21 protein-coding genes and 1 tRNA gene are annotated in these 15594 nt (G+C 49.1%); 9 read left to right on the plus strand and 13 right to left on the minus strand.

What is annotated here, in order from left to right; translation table 11 throughout:
• Window positions 1-17: 17 nt before the first annotated feature.
• Window positions 18-851 carry a hypothetical protein gene (locus NTE_RS13310; RefSeq protein ID WP_148701455.1) on the minus strand — a complete coding sequence of 278 codons (834 nt, stop codon included), beginning with the start codon at window positions 849-851 and terminating at the stop codon, window positions 18-20.
• On the minus strand, window positions 852-1199 hold the full coding sequence (locus tag NTE_RS13315; RefSeq protein WP_148701456.1) for a hypothetical protein: 348 nt from the start codon (window positions 1197-1199) through the stop codon (window positions 852-854).
• Between the two features lie 254 nt (window positions 1200-1453).
• Between NTE_RS13315 and NTE_RS13320 the strand changes: the two genes are divergently transcribed.
• Window positions 1454-2590, plus strand: a complete 1137-nt coding sequence (locus NTE_RS13320) for a PAS domain-containing sensor histidine kinase (protein ID WP_148701457.1) — start codon at window positions 1454-1456, stop codon at window positions 2588-2590.
• On the opposite strand, the gene NTE_RS13325 is transcribed toward NTE_RS13320, so the two are convergent.
• Entirely contained in the window at window positions 2587-3099 is a 513-nt protein-coding gene (locus NTE_RS13325) for a response regulator (protein WP_148701458.1), read from the minus strand. The genes NTE_RS13320 and NTE_RS13325 overlap by 4 nt on opposite strands.
• Window positions 3100-3431: 332 nt before the next feature.
• Between NTE_RS13325 and NTE_RS13330 the strand changes: the two genes are divergently transcribed.
• Together NTE_RS13330 and NTE_RS13335 are read left to right on the plus strand one after the other, a co-directional pair.
• Window positions 3432-4472, plus strand: coding sequence for a hypothetical protein (locus tag NTE_RS13330; protein WP_148701459.1), 1041 nt, complete (start codon window positions 3432-3434; stop codon window positions 4470-4472).
• On the plus strand, window positions 4450-4959 hold the full coding sequence (locus NTE_RS13335; RefSeq protein ID WP_148701460.1) for a hypothetical protein: 510 nt from the start codon (window positions 4450-4452) through the stop codon (window positions 4957-4959). Before NTE_RS13330 ends, NTE_RS13335 begins: the two co-directional genes overlap by 23 nt.
• Here the strand turns inward: NTE_RS13335 and NTE_RS16755 are convergent, their stop codons facing one another.
• Genes NTE_RS16755 through NTE_RS13345 form a run of 3 tightly spaced genes read right to left on the minus strand, consistent with a single transcriptional unit; the run spans window position 4960 to window position 7399 of the window.
• Entirely contained in the window at window positions 4960-5106 is a 147-nt protein-coding gene (locus NTE_RS16755; protein WP_158385569.1) for a hypothetical protein, read from the minus strand. It lies immediately after the preceding gene.
• Window positions 5107-5142: 36 nt separating this feature from the next.
• Complete coding sequence (gene thiL, locus NTE_RS13340; RefSeq protein WP_148701461.1) at window positions 5143-6096, minus strand: thiamine-phosphate kinase; 954 nt, start codon at window positions 6094-6096, stop codon at window positions 5143-5145.
• Window positions 6077-7399, minus strand: a complete 1323-nt coding sequence (locus NTE_RS13345) for a phosphohexomutase domain-containing protein (RefSeq protein WP_148701462.1) — start codon at window positions 7397-7399, stop codon at window positions 6077-6079. The genes thiL and NTE_RS13345 overlap by 20 nt, the downstream gene beginning before the upstream one ends.
• 172 nt (window positions 7400-7571) lie before the next feature.
• On the opposite strand from NTE_RS13345, the gene NTE_RS13350 reads away from it, so the two are divergent.
• Both NTE_RS13350 and NTE_RS13355 read left to right on the plus strand, forming a co-directional pair.
• Window positions 7572-7937, plus strand: a complete 366-nt coding sequence (locus tag NTE_RS13350; RefSeq protein WP_148701463.1) for a P-II family nitrogen regulator — start codon at window positions 7572-7574, stop codon at window positions 7935-7937.
• Between the two features lie 291 nt (window positions 7938-8228).
• Window positions 8229-8302: transfer RNA gene (locus NTE_RS13355), tRNA-Thr, on the plus strand.
• Between the two features lie 51 nt (window positions 8303-8353).
• Here NTE_RS13355 and thsB read toward each other — a convergent pair.
• Window positions 8354-9991 (minus strand): thermosome subunit beta, encoded by a 1638-nt coding sequence (thsB, locus tag NTE_RS13360; protein ID WP_148701464.1) that lies wholly within the window; start codon window positions 9989-9991, stop codon window positions 8354-8356.
• Between the two features lie 130 nt (window positions 9992-10121).
• Between thsB and NTE_RS16760 the strand changes: the two genes are divergently transcribed.
• From NTE_RS16760 to NTE_RS16765, 3 genes are all read left to right on the plus strand, one after another.
• Entirely contained in the window at window positions 10122-10289 is a 168-nt protein-coding gene (locus NTE_RS16760) for a hypothetical protein (protein WP_158385571.1), read from the plus strand.
• 419 nt (window positions 10290-10708) lie between these two features.
• Entirely contained in the window at window positions 10709-11263 is a 555-nt protein-coding gene (locus tag NTE_RS13365) for a hypothetical protein (RefSeq protein ID WP_148701465.1), read from the plus strand.
• A 485-nt stretch (window positions 11264-11748) separates the two neighbouring features.
• On the plus strand, window positions 11749-11892 hold the full coding sequence (locus tag NTE_RS16765) for a hypothetical protein (protein WP_158385573.1): 144 nt from the start codon (window positions 11749-11751) through the stop codon (window positions 11890-11892).
• A 12-nt stretch (window positions 11893-11904) separates the two neighbouring features.
• On the opposite strand, the gene NTE_RS13370 is transcribed toward NTE_RS16765, so the two are convergent.
• Complete coding sequence (locus NTE_RS13370; protein WP_148701466.1) at window positions 11905-12234, minus strand: hypothetical protein; 330 nt, start codon at window positions 12232-12234, stop codon at window positions 11905-11907.
• Window positions 12235-12354: 120 nt separating this feature from the next.
• The gene (locus tag NTE_RS16770) at window positions 12355-12495 is read right to left on the minus strand and encodes a hypothetical protein (protein ID WP_158385575.1); all 141 of its coding nucleotides are present in this window, start codon (window positions 12493-12495) and stop codon (window positions 12355-12357) included.
• A gap of 151 nt (window positions 12496-12646) precedes the next feature.
• Between NTE_RS16770 and NTE_RS13375 the strand changes: the two genes are divergently transcribed.
• Window positions 12647-13033, plus strand: coding sequence for a hypothetical protein (locus tag NTE_RS13375; protein ID WP_148701467.1), 387 nt, complete (start codon window positions 12647-12649; stop codon window positions 13031-13033).
• A gap of 380 nt (window positions 13034-13413) precedes the next feature.
• On the opposite strand, the gene NTE_RS13380 is transcribed toward NTE_RS13375, so the two are convergent.
• From NTE_RS13380 to NTE_RS13395, 4 genes are all read right to left on the minus strand, one after another.
• Window positions 13414-14028 (minus strand): MarC family protein, encoded by a 615-nt coding sequence (locus NTE_RS13380; protein ID WP_158385579.1) that lies wholly within the window; start codon window positions 14026-14028, stop codon window positions 13414-13416.
• Window positions 14029-14149: 121 nt separating this feature from the next.
• The gene (locus NTE_RS13385) at window positions 14150-14404 is read right to left on the minus strand and encodes a hypothetical protein (protein WP_148701469.1); all 255 of its coding nucleotides are present in this window, start codon (window positions 14402-14404) and stop codon (window positions 14150-14152) included.
• A gap of 290 nt (window positions 14405-14694) precedes the next feature.
• Window positions 14695-14940, minus strand: coding sequence for a hypothetical protein (locus NTE_RS13390; protein WP_148701470.1), 246 nt, complete (start codon window positions 14938-14940; stop codon window positions 14695-14697).
• A gap of 382 nt (window positions 14941-15322) precedes the next feature.
• Complete coding sequence (locus tag NTE_RS13395) at window positions 15323-15562, minus strand: hypothetical protein (protein WP_148701471.1); 240 nt, start codon at window positions 15560-15562, stop codon at window positions 15323-15325.
• Window positions 15563-15594 lie beyond the last annotated feature (32 nt).

The raw sequence follows: 15594 nt of genomic DNA on the forward strand, positions 1-15594 counted from the left end.
TTGGCAGGACCGGCTAATTAACCGGTCGCCGCAGGCTTTTTGCCGAGCTTGGCCTTGTCAAAGATAAAGAACCTGTTGTACCACCACAGCCCTGCCGCCATGGCAAGGTAGGCAATGACATAGAACGCGTTTATCATGAACAGGTCGCCGTCAAAGTTCTGCACCTGCGCAATTCCAAGCAGGGTGTCGGCCACTCCAAGGGCCATCCACCCGATAAAGATCCACGGGATCGAAGTAAGGTATCCCTTGCCCGAATTGAGGACGATGAGTATCGCTGGCATGAAAAGCGCGGTGTCAAGGAGCGGGTAGGCTATGCTTATGGCGATGGCAAGCTCGGCTCCTTCGCCCTGCAACTCTGACACGCCGGCAAGCTCTGTTATGCATAGCCCCACGAATACCGACATGCCTGCTATCACTGCCGCCACTTTGTATTTTCCAACGCCCCGGCCGTAGAACCGGGCCATGCTAAAGAGGTGGAACCCTATTGGGCCGTAGGCTGACAGCCACAGCGCGTCGGCGATGGACGGAAACGGCCTTTCTATCTGCAGGACAAGTTCGTAGTATCCCCACGTAGATTCTGCCGCGACCCACAGCACAAGCCCTGCGGCAAGCGCGAGGTACGCCCTGCCAAAAATCCCGGTAACGTTCTGCCTTGCCACTACGATTATAGAAATTACTGCCGCGGCTCCTACCGTCAGTATCCTTGAAAGGTCGCTTGTGACAACTATGGCATCTGACTGCGACGTGGCAAGGACTATTATGTTGATGGCTATAATCGCGCCAACCAGCGCAACCACTAGGTTCTTGCGGCCGCGCTTGATTTCCGTTATCTCTTTTCTTATCTCTTCCAACTAATTCATTCCTCCTCCCTCTTTTCCTTCCGCTGCCGCAGCCACTCCCCCTCCTTCTGCGCCGAGCCACCTGCTTATCTTGTCAAAGCTCTTCTTTGACTTTTCGAGGTCCTTTGCGCCATGGTTCTTTTCCAGGTCCGCCCAGGTCATGTCCAGTATCATGTCGGCGTGAGGCCCCACTATTTCCCGCAGGTTTGAATAGAGCGAGTCGATGTCAACCGTCCGCGGGTTAGAGAACACGCCCCGGCCGTCCATGTGCCACATTATCGTCTGGTATATTGAGGAGCCAAGGGACATGAGCTCCTTGTCAAAGGCGCGCCTCAGTATGACGCTGCGGTCATTCTCCATCGAAGAATGCAGACCTGCTCCTCACCATCCAGCTTTTTTGGACCTTGGCATCTACACGCTTCACACCTAACAGTGATATAGAAACTTGTACAAGTATATATCGTTATTTTGCCAAGATTGAGAGATATCCCATAGACAGGGCTGTACGAGCCCTACAGTCGGGAACACAGGATACACGTTGCCAAAGTTGCTGCCAAGGGCCAATAACAACAACCTTCTTTAGGTGCTCCTGGTGTCTGATATGTCATCAGGCTTTGCAGAGGAGAACAAGCGATTTTGCAGAGAACGTCCCGCTCTTGATCTGCTTTATTGGCCCCGATGGCAGGATAACAGACGCAAACAGCTATTTCGTGCAGGCGACGGGGTTTTCCAAGGATGAGCTGACGGGGATGCAGGTCTTTGACATTGTCACTCAAAGGGCCGGGACGATAAAAGAGACAATCGCCACCATTATCAGCAGCAGGCAGGCAAGCGTCAAGGAAATAGACGTTTTGGTAAGGAGAAAAGACGGCACCGAGTTTCCCGGGATACTTGCGGCATCAGCGTTGCCACAGCAGGATAACAGTAGCAGCGAGAGCAAGGTCATCGGCGTGGCTGTGACGGAAAGCTCCCAGCTTGCTCGTGCAAAGGAAGAGGCAGAAGCTGCAAACAAAGAGCTCAGGAGAAAAGAGAGCCTCAAAGACGAGTTCATAGCAATTGCATCGCACGAGTTGCGCACACCCATCCAGCCGATCCTGGGGCTTGCGCTCCTTGCAAAAAAAGGTCAGATAAGTCAGGAAGAGGCGTGGGATTCGGTCTTGAAGGAGGCGCGCAGGCTGACGCAGCTTGCAAACGACATACTGGACGTCAGCAGGATAGAAAACGGCACCCTGAGGTACAACTTTGCAAGGGCCAACGTCTCTGAGATAATCGAGTATGTTGTAAACGCGCTAAGGACAAGCGAGCTTGGCAAAGACATCGACTTTTCCATAGTCATGGACGAGAGTGCACGCGCGGCCTACTGCGACCTTGACAGGCAGCGCATTACCCAGGTGCTCATGAACGTTATCGGCAACGCTGCCAAATTTACGATAAAAGGCAGGGTCAACATCGAGGCCAGAGCCGACGTGAAAAATTCCCGGTACGACATCATGGTGAGCGACACAGGAGGCGGCATACCAGAAGCCGTGCTGCCGCACATGTTCAAGAAATTCATCACAAAGAGCGTCGGCGAGGGGGAAAAACATGGAAGCGGCCTAGGCCTGTTCATAAGCAGGGCGATAATAGCTGCCCACAACGGCGCAATATACCTCTACAACAACGACGAAAATGGAGCGACGTTTGTCATCAGGTTGCCGTTTGAGCAGCCCGCCGCGCGGCGGGCTTTATCTTCTCCTCCTCCCGGCGGCTAGCCGGCAATCCCGCGGCCTTTCTGGATAGCCCTCAGCCCTTCGTACAGGCCAAGCAGCTGGTCGTGGGTGGCGTTCATTTTGCGAAGCTCCCCGACGTTGACGTTTAGCTGCTCAAGGCCCTTCCAGATGCTGGTATCTTCAACAAGCGATACAAGATCGTCTATCTCAAACGGCTTTTGCATCATTTCCACGACCCTGCTAAGCGTCTTTACCGAATCTTGCAGGGTTTCAAGGACATAAGCAGACACAAAGATTATCCTCTGCTTTGGTACCAGCGCCAGTATCTCGCGGGCAACTTCCATCCCGTCCTTCTTTGGCATCCTATAGTCCAAAAGGACCACGTCAAAAGGAGCGGCATTATGGCCGCTGGTTTGCTCTAGATGACGGCTGTACTCCTCAAGGCACTCTACTCCATTATGGGTGACTATTACCTCGTGGCCTCGCTCTTCAAAAGAGATCTTGTAAACCTTCGCAATATTGGGCTCATCTTCGGCTACGAGGATTTTCAATATTATTTCTCTAATATATGCAGTTAATTAAGGTATAGCAATAATAGTAATTGCTCACTAATTTTGGCAATTTTATTCCGCTAGCTATTCAAAGAAAGCTCAATTACGGCTGCCCATTTAAGGCTAATTCTTGTTTTAAATATTCTTTTTATATTAAAAACTCATGCTACTATATTCTTTATTAGATCTAGTAAATATCCTCTATAAAAAGGCAAAAGTTTAGATAGCTAACGACAAATGTCACTATTTCTAATCCACTTTCACATACTTTTCTCAAAAAATATCAATCGAAGCTTTTATTTTTATCAATTTCCATTAAAGGGGATATAGTAATGCAGAAGGGAGTCGGTGAAGAGAGGCAACAGGGATTGAGCAGTAAAAAGCCCAGCCTAAAGCATTTGTCCCGAAAACAGAAAGTTGCAGATTCGGCACCTTCTGGGAAAAACTATCTTGATTTTTCACAAATCTCTGCCTTGGATATCAAGGCAAAGAAGCTATGCACATTACAAGGCAAGGATTTCATTGAAGGTCTTGATGAACTTTCAAGGTTTCTAGCTGCCGTAGACCCGGCTCAATCCGCATTATTTCAGGCCATTGATCAGAAAGGCCAAGATTTTGCTACATATTTCTTTGCGGCATATTCAGATACAAGAAATGTAAGAGTCTCTTTGAGAATCTATAATACAATAAAATCGCTCGTCCGTTACATCGTACTAATGGACAGGTACTACGAGATTGGAAACAGAAAATACAAACGAATGGCCGATGAATTGCTCAGATCAGTCAAAGCAGACAGTGAAGGTTATCTAAAATACGCCATACATTTTTCATTCGCGCAGTGCTGGCCTTTTTGGGATTCTGAAAAGATGATGAAAGAAAGGATGCTAAATGGCTTTAATTTTTCATATAAAGAGATTCGCTATCATAATATGTTTAAATCATCAGATGCTCCTACGATCTACGGCCGAGTTCTTGATAGCGAGCTTAAAAATTACAATCCTAATGTTTCGCTAGTACTACATTACAACCAGGCATTACAGGACATCCAAGACGATCTTGATGACCTAGAAGAAGACCTCTACGACAAGTTGCCCAATATCTTCATACTTGGAACAGTTGAATCAATCCCATTCTCGACCCTCGCCGCAAACCCGGATTCGATAAGAGAGGCAGTAGTGAAGAGCAAGAGCCTTGACAAGATCCTTGAACTTGCAAGAGAGTATGAGAGTTCGGTAGAAGGCATTTTACTTCCATCCCAATACAATTTCCTGAAGGACCTAGCTCACGGCTATGCGAAAAAGTTGTACGAGTCAATTCGCGTCTGCAAGGAAAAATATGGGATGCTCCAAGTTGCTGATACGACAGTACATTAGCTACCTGGCAGACAATGCCAGAAAATACAGGACATTCAACAAGCAGCTTGTTGTAGGCGAGCTGGCAGGCATTGCCGCAGGCCTTTTGGTGGCAGAGCTGGCAATAGCCATAGCGCTTGACGAGGCCGGCGTTTCAATAGCGTCGTCCGCCGCCGACTATCTCGCCGCGCTGGCAGGTTTTTTGGCCATATTCTATTTTGACAGCCGCAAGGAGTTTATGCAGTTTGGCAGGGGCAAGAGGGTGCAAAAGGTTTGCGTCATGGCCCTCCGGCTGTGGCCTTCAGTCGCTGCGGCAGACATTGTCTTTATCTTTGTAAGGCCCTACGTCCAGTACCTGCTCCTTGGCGCAAACATCGAGGCAGGCGTAACATCCGTCATCGCGCATTTCGTCGCTTTTGCCGCATTCAACCTGACTGCGATATTTTCAAGGAGCATTATGGACTTTTGGCAGTCGACAAAGAAGCAACGACAGCAGCAACCTAGTTAGCTAGCTAAAGTATTTCTCCACCAGCTTTTGCATCTTGTCCCTGTTCATCTGCTCGCCTTTTATGACCTCAGGATGCTTTTCGTGGAGGTGCCTTAATGCAAATCTCACCTCGTCGCCGCAGAGCTTGCATTTTGCCTTGCCAAACACTGCTAATGTTGACTATGTGATAGATAAAAAAGCTAGCTAGCTGAAATGGAGGTAGCCCCGGTTTTCAAGTGGCCGCTCCCCGGCAGTGACCTTGCCCGTGCCCTTTATCACGCAACCGATGACGTGCAGGTCGCAGCCTGCCTTTTTTGCAGCCGCCTTTGCCCGTGGCAGGAGGGACTTGGGCATCGTAGCGACTATCTCGTACTCTTCGCCTCCATGGAACACCAGCTCGTGCGCGTCAAGGTTGTTTGCGCCTGCAAATTCCTGTACGCCATCAGCCCTTGCCGCATCATAGTCGACTTTTATGTCGACTCCGCTCTGGATTGCGATTTCATAGAGAGAAGCTGCAAGGCCGTCGCTTGAGTCAATCGATGACGAGAAATACCGCGCAAGCGCGGTTCCAAACGCCTGCCTCGGCTTTGGCTCAAGTGCCGAGTCGACCGCCGCCGCCCTAAAGGCGCCCTGCGCCCTTGCTCCCCTTAGCAAAACAGCAAGCCCGGACGCAGGGTAGCCGAACTTGCCAGAAGCGACAACGGCATCGCCGGGTTTTGCGCCGCTCCTCTTTGGCATTTTGTCGTTGACTGTCATCGTCATCATGCCTATCATGCTGCAGTCAATGACAAGGTCTCTTGCGGCATTCGTGTCGCCTCCCACTATTTTCACGCCAAACTCCCTGGATGCGATCTGGAATCCCCTTGCCAGCTCCTCGACGTAGGTTCTGGTAATCCCTGCAGGAAGGCCAAGAGAAATCATTGCCGCCACCGGCCTTGCACCCTTGGCCGCAAGGTCGCTTGCGCACGATACTATGCTCTTTCTTGCCACCTGCCACGGCCTCATCTGCGGCGGCACGTCGGTGCTTGCAACAAGCATGTCGGCCTTGAAAACGAGGTTCCTGCTGCCGTCTATGGCCGCCACATCGTCAAGGTCGGCTATGCCTAGCGCCTGCGAGAATATGCTGATTATTTCCTTCTCATCTAGCTGCTTGGTCATGATAGATGCGCTGGACCTTTTCGCTCATCTTTTTGTACAGAGCCTGTGCCTTTTGGGCACGCGACTCGACAGACACCCGGATTGCGTGCTCGGTGTTTGACGAGCGCACCAGCACCCACGAGTCCTCGTCGATTATCCCCTTGACGCCGTCGCCGGTTATCAGCTGCGAACACTCTGCCTTTAGCGCATCGGGCAATTTCTCAATGACCCTTGCGTGAAGCGACGAATCAGCCGCTATCTTGGACCGCACCTGCACAAACTGCGACGCAAAAGACAGGCAGTCGTCCATAGCTTTTCTGTCAAGCGTGGCTATGGTTGCAGCAGCCAAAAGCCCGTCGCGGCACATGTTGAACTTGGGCATGATAAAGCCGGCGCTGCTCCCTTCTCCCCCGGCCTCGGCACCAGTTTCAAGCATCTTGTTCACCACGTTTGCCTCGCCCACCTTGGAATGCTCGACAGTCCCACCGCGCTCTCTGACGTACTTGGCGACGGCGACGCTCGTGTCGATGCTTGTCACGAATTTTTTTGCGCCCAGCTCTGCCGCGCGGGCAACGCACAGTAGAAGGGTTGCGTCAGGGTTGAGTTTTTCGCCCTTTTCGTTTACGACCACGAGCCTGTCGCCGTCAAGGTCAAGCGCAAAGCCGAGTGCCAGCTTGTTTGCAGTCACGAGCGCCCGCAGGTCGGCAAGATCGTCTGCAGTCGGGTCGGGACCCCGCGATGAAACGCCGGGGATGCTGTTTATGCTCTGGAACTTTATGCCAAGTCTTTTGAACAGTTTTTCAGAGTAGCCGCATGACGCCCCGCCGCCGGCGTCGATTCCAACAGCAACCTGCGCGCCGGTAGTGCCGGCATCATCAACGAGCGCGGCAACGTCGTCGACATAGCTTGCAGTTGCAGGGTACTCTCTGCCCGTGTTTTGGCTCACAGAGGGATTTGAAGCAAGCATCATTTGTTCCAGCTCTTTTTCAAACAGCCCGCGGCCTTCGATGATGAATTTCAGACCGTTCCATTCAAGCGGGTTGTGCGACGCCGTGATGATTATTCCGGCGCCGTATTTTCGGGCCTCCCGAAATGCAGCAGGCGTGGACGCAACTCCCAGGTTATACACGTCTATGCCGGCAGCCATCAGGCTTGCCGAGACTACTTGTGAAAGGATTGGGCCGGAGGGTCGGGTGTCCCTTGCCACTATGCATTTTCTTGATTTTACGAGGCTGGCAAAGCGCCCCGCAAACAGGGCGGCTTGCTGCAGCGTCAGGTCGTCACTACCATAGATTCCCCTTGCCCCGGAGATCGATACCTTCAATGCAACACAGGGATTCGCTCGCAGATATTTAAGCTGGCGCCAAGGATTAGGATGGCGAGCGCACATCTTGCTGCGAACGGGCGACACCAGCGAACTTGGCCGCTTCATTGTTTGGTATATAAATTGAAATTCTTTCTGAAGCCTTATCTGATCAAAGCCATCGGATTCTTCCATGAAAGAACTGGATATCATCATACCCCATGAGCAACTGAACGAAGTGAACAGCGTCCTGCACAAGCACAAAGTCGGAGGCATGTATTTTACCCAGATTACAGGGCGAGGCCGCGCCAAGAGAGAGGAAGTAGAGGTTCTGGTGGGGCCTGATCAATACAAGACGGGAAAGAGATATGTCCCAGAATTTGGCGGCAGGACGATGATTACGATAGTGGTGCCGGATCAGATGGAAAAACCAATCGTTGACGATATTATCTCCAAGATTAGTACTGGAGAGGCAAGCGATGGCAAGATTTTTGTAAAAAGCATCACGGAGGCCTATGATATAGGAACAAAGACAGCAGGAGAAAAAGCAGCTCTCTAGGTACGACAAGTTCTCTGCGATATTTGAAGCGAGAACATTTTGCTATTGAATAGTTTCGATTTTGCCGATGTCGACTAATATTATTATTTATTTATCATCATTCACCACCACCGTCTCTAGGCAAAACGCCACAAGAGTTGGTCAAGAGTTGAAAAATAACAGCGTGTGTACGCACAAAAACAAGAGATACTTGCGTATGTACGACCACGTTAAATTTTTCCCCGTTACAGGCACACACCAGGTGCAGGAGGAATGATTATAATAGCGATGCCAGAGTCAATGAGAACGAGCGCCCTAGTAGCTCAGCCTGGCAGAGCGAGGGTTTCGTAAACCCTAGGTCGTGGGTCCGAATCCCACCTAGGGCTTTGCTTCTTGTCTCGCCTCATAGTAAGGGTTATATCCAGAAATCGGCTGCGCTACTCACTCGGTGTTGACGTTCCACCCTGCTTTGGGCTGGCAGCCGCCACAATGTCATCAACATGCAGTATCATGCATGCTGCTTCAGTAGCGGCATTGATGACCTGTTCCTTCACCTTCAACGGTTCATAGATTCCTTTTGCCGCCATGTCTGCGACCTTTCCATTGATGACGTCTATTCCAAACCTCGGCTTTGCCGAACTCGCCTTTGCCCTGAGCTGGACTTGCGTATCCAGAGGGTCCATTCCAGCATTCTCTGCCAGGACCATAGCGACCCTTTCGACGCTGTCTGCAAATTTCTCGGCTGCCAGCTGCGGCCTGCCCGAAAGCGAACCAGACCACTCTCTAAGTCTTTGTGACACAACCCCTTCAGGCGCACCAGCTCCAACCAGAACATAGGGATACTCCAGGACGTCCTTTACCACCATTATTGCATCGTGTACCGACCTTTCAGCTTCGTCTATCACCCTTTGCGATCCTCCTCTTACCAGGATTGAGACAGCCTTGGGATTCTTGCAACCTTCGATGAAAACCCATTTGTCAGATTCTATCTTTCGCTCTTGTACCAGTTGTGCATGGCCCAGATCATCTGCGGCAAGGTCCTCGACGTTTGCCAGCACTTTCCCTCCTGTCGATTTTGCCAGATTGTTCATGTCGCTTTCTTTTGCCCTCCTGACTGCAAGTATCCCTGCTTTGGCCAAATAGTGCTGCGCCATGTCATCTATCCCCTTCTGGCATACCACGACATTTGCTCCTGCAGAAGAAATCTTGTCTACCATAGATTTCAGCACGCTGTTTTCTTCGTCGAGAAACTTTTGCATCTGCTCGGGTGATTCGATGCTTATTTTTGCATCAAATTCGGTCTTTTCTATCTCCAGAGGACAATTGAGCAGGGCTATGCGAGCATTTTCTATTCTCTTTGGCATTTCGCCGTGAACCACCTCTTTGTCCAGAATAATGCCTTTGACGAGTTTCGTGTCCCTTATTGAGCCTCCAGCCTTTTTCTCCACCTTGATACTGTCGATGTCAACCTTCAAATGATTATCACCACTGCTGCCATGGTTCCCGGCCTTTTCTGCCACAGCCAATACCGCATCTACCACCAACCTTGAAAGGTGCCCTTCATCGAACGAGACCAGCTTTGAAGCCATTGCAGTCTGGGCAATTTTGACCAGAGAATCCTTGTCTTCGATATTGACCTTGTCGGCCACCTCTCTAAGAATTGCGACTGCCCTTTCTGCAGCCCTGTCATAGCCTTCGATTATTACGGTTGGATGCACATCTTTAGCTATTAGCTCTTCTGCATTTTCTAGCAGCGCCCCCGCAAGAACCACTGTCGAGGTTGTTCCATCTCCGACCTCGCTATCAGTCGCCTTGCTGATCTCCACCATCATCTTTGCCGCCGGATGTTGAATGTCTATTTCCTTCAAAATAGTCGCACCGTCATTTGTTATCGTGACGTCGCCAAGCGTATCGACAAGCATCTTGTCCATGCCACGCGGGCCCAGGCTTGTGCGCACAATTTCAGCTATTGTCTTGGCTGCGGTGATGTTGTTTCGCTGTGCCTGATAACCCCTAGTTTCACTCGTTCCTTCCTTCAAAAGGACAACAGGTATCGTATTCTCCTGCACTGACATAGTTTATTTCACCTATGTTAGTATAATAGAATATTACATAGCCAATGATTTACGGCTTTTGGTATTTGTGTGTGGCAGCCTGTAATAATTATGAACATGATTTAATATTTGATACTCGTATATTGTAATAATGGAAGACGAGGTCTTCAAGTCAAGGGCAATTGAGAATGCGATAGGCATACTGCGGGAGAACAAAAAGAAACAGAATTCCAAAGAACTGGACTTTGTCATTGACATTCTGCGAGAAAGAAAACGGCAAGCAAAGTTAGAAAAAGAAGAAAAAATCGGCATGGCATGATATATGATACAAAGGAAGCCGCCAAGTATGAAACTTGGCTACGTCAATATAGGCTTCTGCCTGCTTGCGCCACGCCGTTCGCTAATCTTATCTTCTAGTTTGACGTATAGATAGACACACAAAATGAACAATTCCTCATGGGTACGCAAGTATGATTACCTCTGTGAAGAATGCGGAATGGCTTTTGCGTCCTTTCAAGAGTATCTTGAACATCACAAGCTTCACCATCCTAAGTCGATAGGCACGGCAATAACATGAAAGAGACGATGATAGGCTATACTGCTGCTGGAAACAAATTTCCGGTAGCTGCGTCTGACTGTCAATATTTTTTTGTTGATGCCACAGAAATAAGAAAATACTACATCCTTGCCTGATGTTACCCTTATCCTTAATAATTCAGATGACGTATAGTACTACCCTTGCCAACAGCATTTGATGATGATGGACTCGGCCTAATCTTGAAGGGTTACGATTTGGCCCCAAATGCTGCCCTAGAAACAATGATTGCGATCTATACGCTTGACGTAGCGCAAACGATTCTTGATGAGCACCCCGAAATTGTAGACAAATGGCTTGAAAAAATACACAATGAGCACCTGGAAAGAATAAGATCTTGCGAATTTGAGCAAGACCCAGTCGCTTGCTTTAATGTTTCGTCATACGATGAATTTGAAAGGCATTTCCAGAGCTGGCAAGACGGCGGGATGATAGCAATACACCTGCCAAAAAATAGGACGGTCTACCTGAGCAAGAAACCATTGTTTTCTGTCCAGGTAGCTGAAAAGCCGTCAATTGAGCGCCACGTGTGTGAAAAATGTCTGGCAGTCTTTGGAAGCATTGATGAACTTGAAAAGCACTATGAAAAAGAGCACGATGCCGCCACTCCATCCCCGACTGAAAGAGGCAAGGTATACACAATCAAAACCGAATCGGATGTCGATGAATACTATTCTCAGAACCCCATATGGTGGTAAAAAAGGGAGAGTTTTCTGAGATACATCGCGTGTATGTGCACATATACATATTTGCCACAGCTTCACATAATTAGTAGTAGTAGCGGCTATCAAGGTCCGTTTCGACTAGAAGAGGCCAGAATGAAACAGCTTCTAGCCTTTTTGTACATATCCTACGAATTTTCAGGATCTAATTATAGAACCCGGTTAGACCCCTGAAATACCTGTAGAGGTTATCATCCAAGACCGCTTGGAATAACAGCAATCATACCATTTTGGATATTTTATATCATCGGGGCATCGTCATGGTCATTTTGCAGGCACTGGGTCTTGTGGCCGCGTACGCTGTAAAGACACAGTCAAGATTGGTCCAAAGAAAACGAAAATACGCACATACATATATGTAAAAAATCGAGAAAGGCGCCGTACGCATATACGATTTCATGCTTGCATCAGGAGGGCTTTAATTATCGGACCTGGCAAAACTAGAAAGTGCATGGCGCGCAATGACATCTGCTAACGCGACAGACGATGACAAAGAGATAAGCAAGCTCATATCCTTTGGAGTGGACGCGGAATTTGCCAAGACCCTTCCCCGGGCTGCCCGGCGCCAGATATTAAAAGGCATCTTGGGCCTTCAGGGACCATAAAAGAAACAGGTCCTAGGCTTCTGTCACGCGCACGCGCGTTTCGATATCCGCAGGCAGGCCAGCTACTCTGTAGCGTGCATATTCTTCATAGGTAGGAGGATTTTGGCGCTTGAATTCTATCTTTTGGCCTTCAGAGACATTAAAGTACAGGATATGCCCGTCGTATCTTTCTGCCAAGTATTTTGGAATATAGAATTTGTCCTGGTCTACACGCCCTTTTTGGGTTACAATATAATGTCTTCCTATTTCCTGGACTTCGCCAAGGTCCACATCTTTGGTTACGCCTCGGGCTTCCTTGCCCTTCAGCTCGTTCCAGTCGACAAAATTGGTTATGTCCGTCATGAATTCACTCCGTCTTTATCATATTAATGAGGTACGCTGAAAGCAAGAAAAAGCAGAGAAAACATCCACAGAATTGCAGGCAAAGAAGGGTGTCCTGCTTGAAAAAAATACGCGACTGGTTCAGGGGCGATGATTCTTCATGACCTCTGCCAGCTTGTCTACAAAAGCCGCAAGCTCGTCATCTGTAAAGTTGAGCTTTTTGATAAAAGCGGTGTCCACTCCAAAGGATCCAAGGCGTTCATAAAGCGTCTCGCGCGTCAAATCTTCTTTTGCACCAAGATTTTGTCATCATCATGATACGGCTCATGTGTCAAGGCTAAAGGTTGCATACCCTGCATCATTTTATGACTTGTCGAGCTTTTGTCAAGAGGCATCCTTCATTTCCCAGAGCTAGCCTCTATAGAATCGTCATATGACGATGTATGGTAGCTATGCTTACATGCTAGTCCCATGCCATCATGACCAGATGGTGCTCGGGGTTATCATAGATTCTGAAAAAATGGCCGACGCAATTTTAGTTAAATTACAGACGATTTTTGGCGCCCGTGTATTTGATACGCTGGCTGCAACGATAGTGGAGGATCACCTAGGTGGCGAAATGGACATGCGCACGGCAATGATACAAAGACCAGACCTTTTTGAAAGCGCGTTCATTGAAATACTGGGCGGAATTGGAGAGAAGATTTTGGCAAAGGCGTGCTACGAAGTACAGACACAATTTCATGTTGATGAAAAAGTAGCAACAGTAGCAGCAGTAACATTGCCACCCATCCAAAAGCGCGAGACTTTGCAGGGCTGACGGCAGCCGTACAGCAAATCTAGAGCATAGTAGAACCCGGGCGCAGAAACCAGCTTTTCTAATCCTTATGTCACTATCACATAATGATTTACAACGTCATCATCACAAAAAATGATTTTTATCGCTTTTTATAATTTGTAAAATCACAAATCGGTTAAAACATGATTATTATTGTTGTTTCTTTGCAGAGCAGGCCGCTCCTCCTTGAACCCAAGTCCAGAGGCCATTTCACCGGAAGCGCTACCGGCTACTTTTTTGCGACCTGCCCCTGGCATTATTGACGCATTTCGCGCTTATATTCTCAACAACAGGGGGATGCGGATTGTGCCTTTTTTGCGTACGGGGGCAACCTCTTCCGCAGACAGGCATCGTCTCTGCCGTCATAATCCAAAGAGCGCCTTGGCGCCTTCTACGACGTACTGTATGGCTATGGCCGCGACGAACACCGCGAAAACCCGCGTGACTATCAAAGAGCCGCGCCTGCCCAGGATCCTGTATATCCTGTCAGAGTACCGCAGGGTCGCGTAGGTCGCGGCTATTGCAAAAACGATTGAAAGCACGGTTGCCACCAGGCCGGTTGTTTCAAGCGAGATTATGACGGCAGTTATGGCGCCGGGCCCGGCAAGCAGAGGAAATGCAAGCGGCACCACTCCAGTGTCTCCTGTCGTGTCCGAGCCGATGAACCTCCACCCTCCAGTCAAAAGCTCTATTGCCAGGATGAACAGGAGGACTCCGCCGGCGACCATAAAGCTTGAGATCGAGATCCCAAATATGCCAAAGATCTGTGTGCCAGCAAGCGCAAAAACAAAGAGCAGGCCTGCTGCCGTGATTACGACGGTCTTGGAAACCTCGGCCCTTCCGGCCTTCTCCATTTGCCGGGTCAGCGACATAAAGATGGGCACGATCCCAATCGGGTCAATCACTACAAGCAGCGTAATAGTGGACCGGACAAGATCCTGGAGAAAATGCTCGGGCGAATAAAGAAATTCCACCATTTGATAAAAGCAGCAGAGGATCATTCGCTGTCGCACGATATATTACATATGCCCTCGCTCTCTGCCTTTCCGGCAGCAGTTGTACATACGCGCGCCAAAAGCCTGCAGTGCAGTAAAATAATCAGCGCCGCTTCTGTCTTGCCTTTCCTTTTCCGGATATTTTCAGGTAGCCTCGGCTGCCATCCTTTTCGTATTCGATGCTGACAGATTCCGCCTTGACTATCGATAGGGGCGCAACTTTATTCCTGCCAGTGACATACCCGATAAAGAATGCCGCAGCGGTGGGATAGCCGCCGTTGTAAACCTTGTCAAAGACATTGGCTTCGTGGAACAGCTTGACATCTTTTCTGGAAAGTGGGATGCGCTTCACAGCCATAGCAATTTGCCATATCGCAATACTGACCTTTAAACACCACGCACGCGAGTGCATAATAATATTAAAATCGTGGCTCTGCCGGGAGTACCATGGATCTCTGGAAATGGGTCCGGCAGAGCCACGCAGGTATATGTATATACTACTGCTGTCGACTCGGCAAGTTTTACGGCCAAGCTCCAGCCTAAAACCAGTCGGTTTACAATGCAAGCAAATGCAATAGTGTAGGCAGTAGCAGCCGTGTGATGGCAAGCGACACTACGACGCACAAGAAAAAAAGAATATGCGCCAGCCTAGGTGTTATCTACTTCGTGTATCAGGTTTTTCATTATGATGTCGGTGCCATAGTCACCAAGAACATCGCGGATTGCCATGCTGACCCTGGATACAGGGTACTTGGTGTCGCTTGAAAACCTGAATCCACTACGCTCAAGGTAGCGAAAAATGACCTGCATCACTTCATCGCCCAGCACATCACGCGAGCGCGAAAGCCCGGCCCGCAGTGACGATCCCCCAATTAACTCGTCCTGTTCCATCAAATATGACAGTGTTGATCCATCACGCAATTATTTTACTGAGTCGCCCAATACACAAAGAGATGTTGGGAGATTATACCTAATTGCGCGGGAGGTTTAGCAAAATGTCCCAGAGGCATCCTTCAGAGGCATATTGCGCGCGTTCCAAATGACGCGCAAACGGAAAAATGGAGAAGCAAAGCGATAATGATGATGATGAATAACACACGCAAAGGTGGGGGCGCAGGCGAGGGAACTTGGGAGAAATCCACCTGAATTAACCTGCAGCCCCCTGCTTGATTCAATATTACAATTTACTCTTATTGATAATAACATTATACCTAAATTGTGCGTGCTAAATGATGTTTTGCGACACGACAATGCACAGTTTAACTGCGAAGGACCGTCATCGCAGATCTTTTAGCGACACGTACTTGAGGCCGTAGATCAGGACGGCGGCGCCGGCGGCTGTGAGTATCCAGCCATAGATGAAGAACGGAAACGGCGCAGAGGCGCACAACGCGGCATTGCCGTGATTGTTTGCGATACAACTTTCGTACGCGCTCTGGTCAAAAAGCGACTTTAGTATCAGGACTTTGGAAACAACCACCAGAATTATCCCAACAATTATCATTATCTTGTGCAATATGCTACTCTAGCCGATCTCGAAAAATACAG

Source organism: Candidatus Nitrososphaera evergladensis SR1 (assembly GCF_000730285.1).
In the GTDB taxonomy this organism is placed as follows: domain Archaea; phylum Thermoproteota; class Nitrososphaeria; order Nitrososphaerales; family Nitrososphaeraceae; genus Nitrososphaera; species Nitrososphaera evergladensis.

Excerpts from the sequence above, each read along its gene's own strand:
- NTE_RS13385 (WP_148701469.1), bottom strand. The coding sequence starts at position 14,404 with ATGGCTGTGAAGCGCATCCCACTTTCCAGAAAAGATGTCAAGCTGTTC.
- thsB (WP_148701464.1), bottom strand. The coding sequence starts at position 9,991 with ATGTCAGTGCAGGAGAATACGATACCTGTTGTCCTTTTGAAGGAAGGA.
- NTE_RS13370 (WP_148701466.1), bottom strand. The coding sequence starts at position 12,234 with ATGACGGACATAACCAATTTTGTCGACTGGAACGAGCTGAAGGGCAAG.
- NTE_RS13350 (WP_148701463.1), top strand. The coding sequence starts at position 7,572 with ATGAAAGAACTGGATATCATCATACCCCATGAGCAACTGAACGAAGTG.
- NTE_RS13315 (WP_148701456.1), bottom strand. The coding sequence starts at position 1,199 with ATGGAGAATGACCGCAGCGTCATACTGAGGCGCGCCTTTGACAAGGAG.
- NTE_RS13375 (WP_148701467.1), top strand. The coding sequence starts at position 12,647 with ATGACGATGTATGGTAGCTATGCTTACATGCTAGTCCCATGCCATCAT.
- thiL (WP_148701461.1), bottom strand. The coding sequence starts at position 6,096 with ATGACCAAGCAGCTAGATGAGAAGGAAATAATCAGCATATTCTCGCAG.
- NTE_RS16760 (WP_158385571.1), top strand. The coding sequence starts at position 10,122 with ATGGAAGACGAGGTCTTCAAGTCAAGGGCAATTGAGAATGCGATAGGC.
- NTE_RS16765 (WP_158385573.1), top strand. The coding sequence starts at position 11,749 with ATGACATCTGCTAACGCGACAGACGATGACAAAGAGATAAGCAAGCTC.
- NTE_RS13380 (WP_158385579.1), bottom strand. The coding sequence starts at position 14,028 with ATGGTGGAATTTCTTTATTCGCCCGAGCATTTTCTCCAGGATCTTGTC.
- NTE_RS13330 (WP_148701459.1), top strand. The coding sequence starts at position 3,432 with ATGCAGAAGGGAGTCGGTGAAGAGAGGCAACAGGGATTGAGCAGTAAA.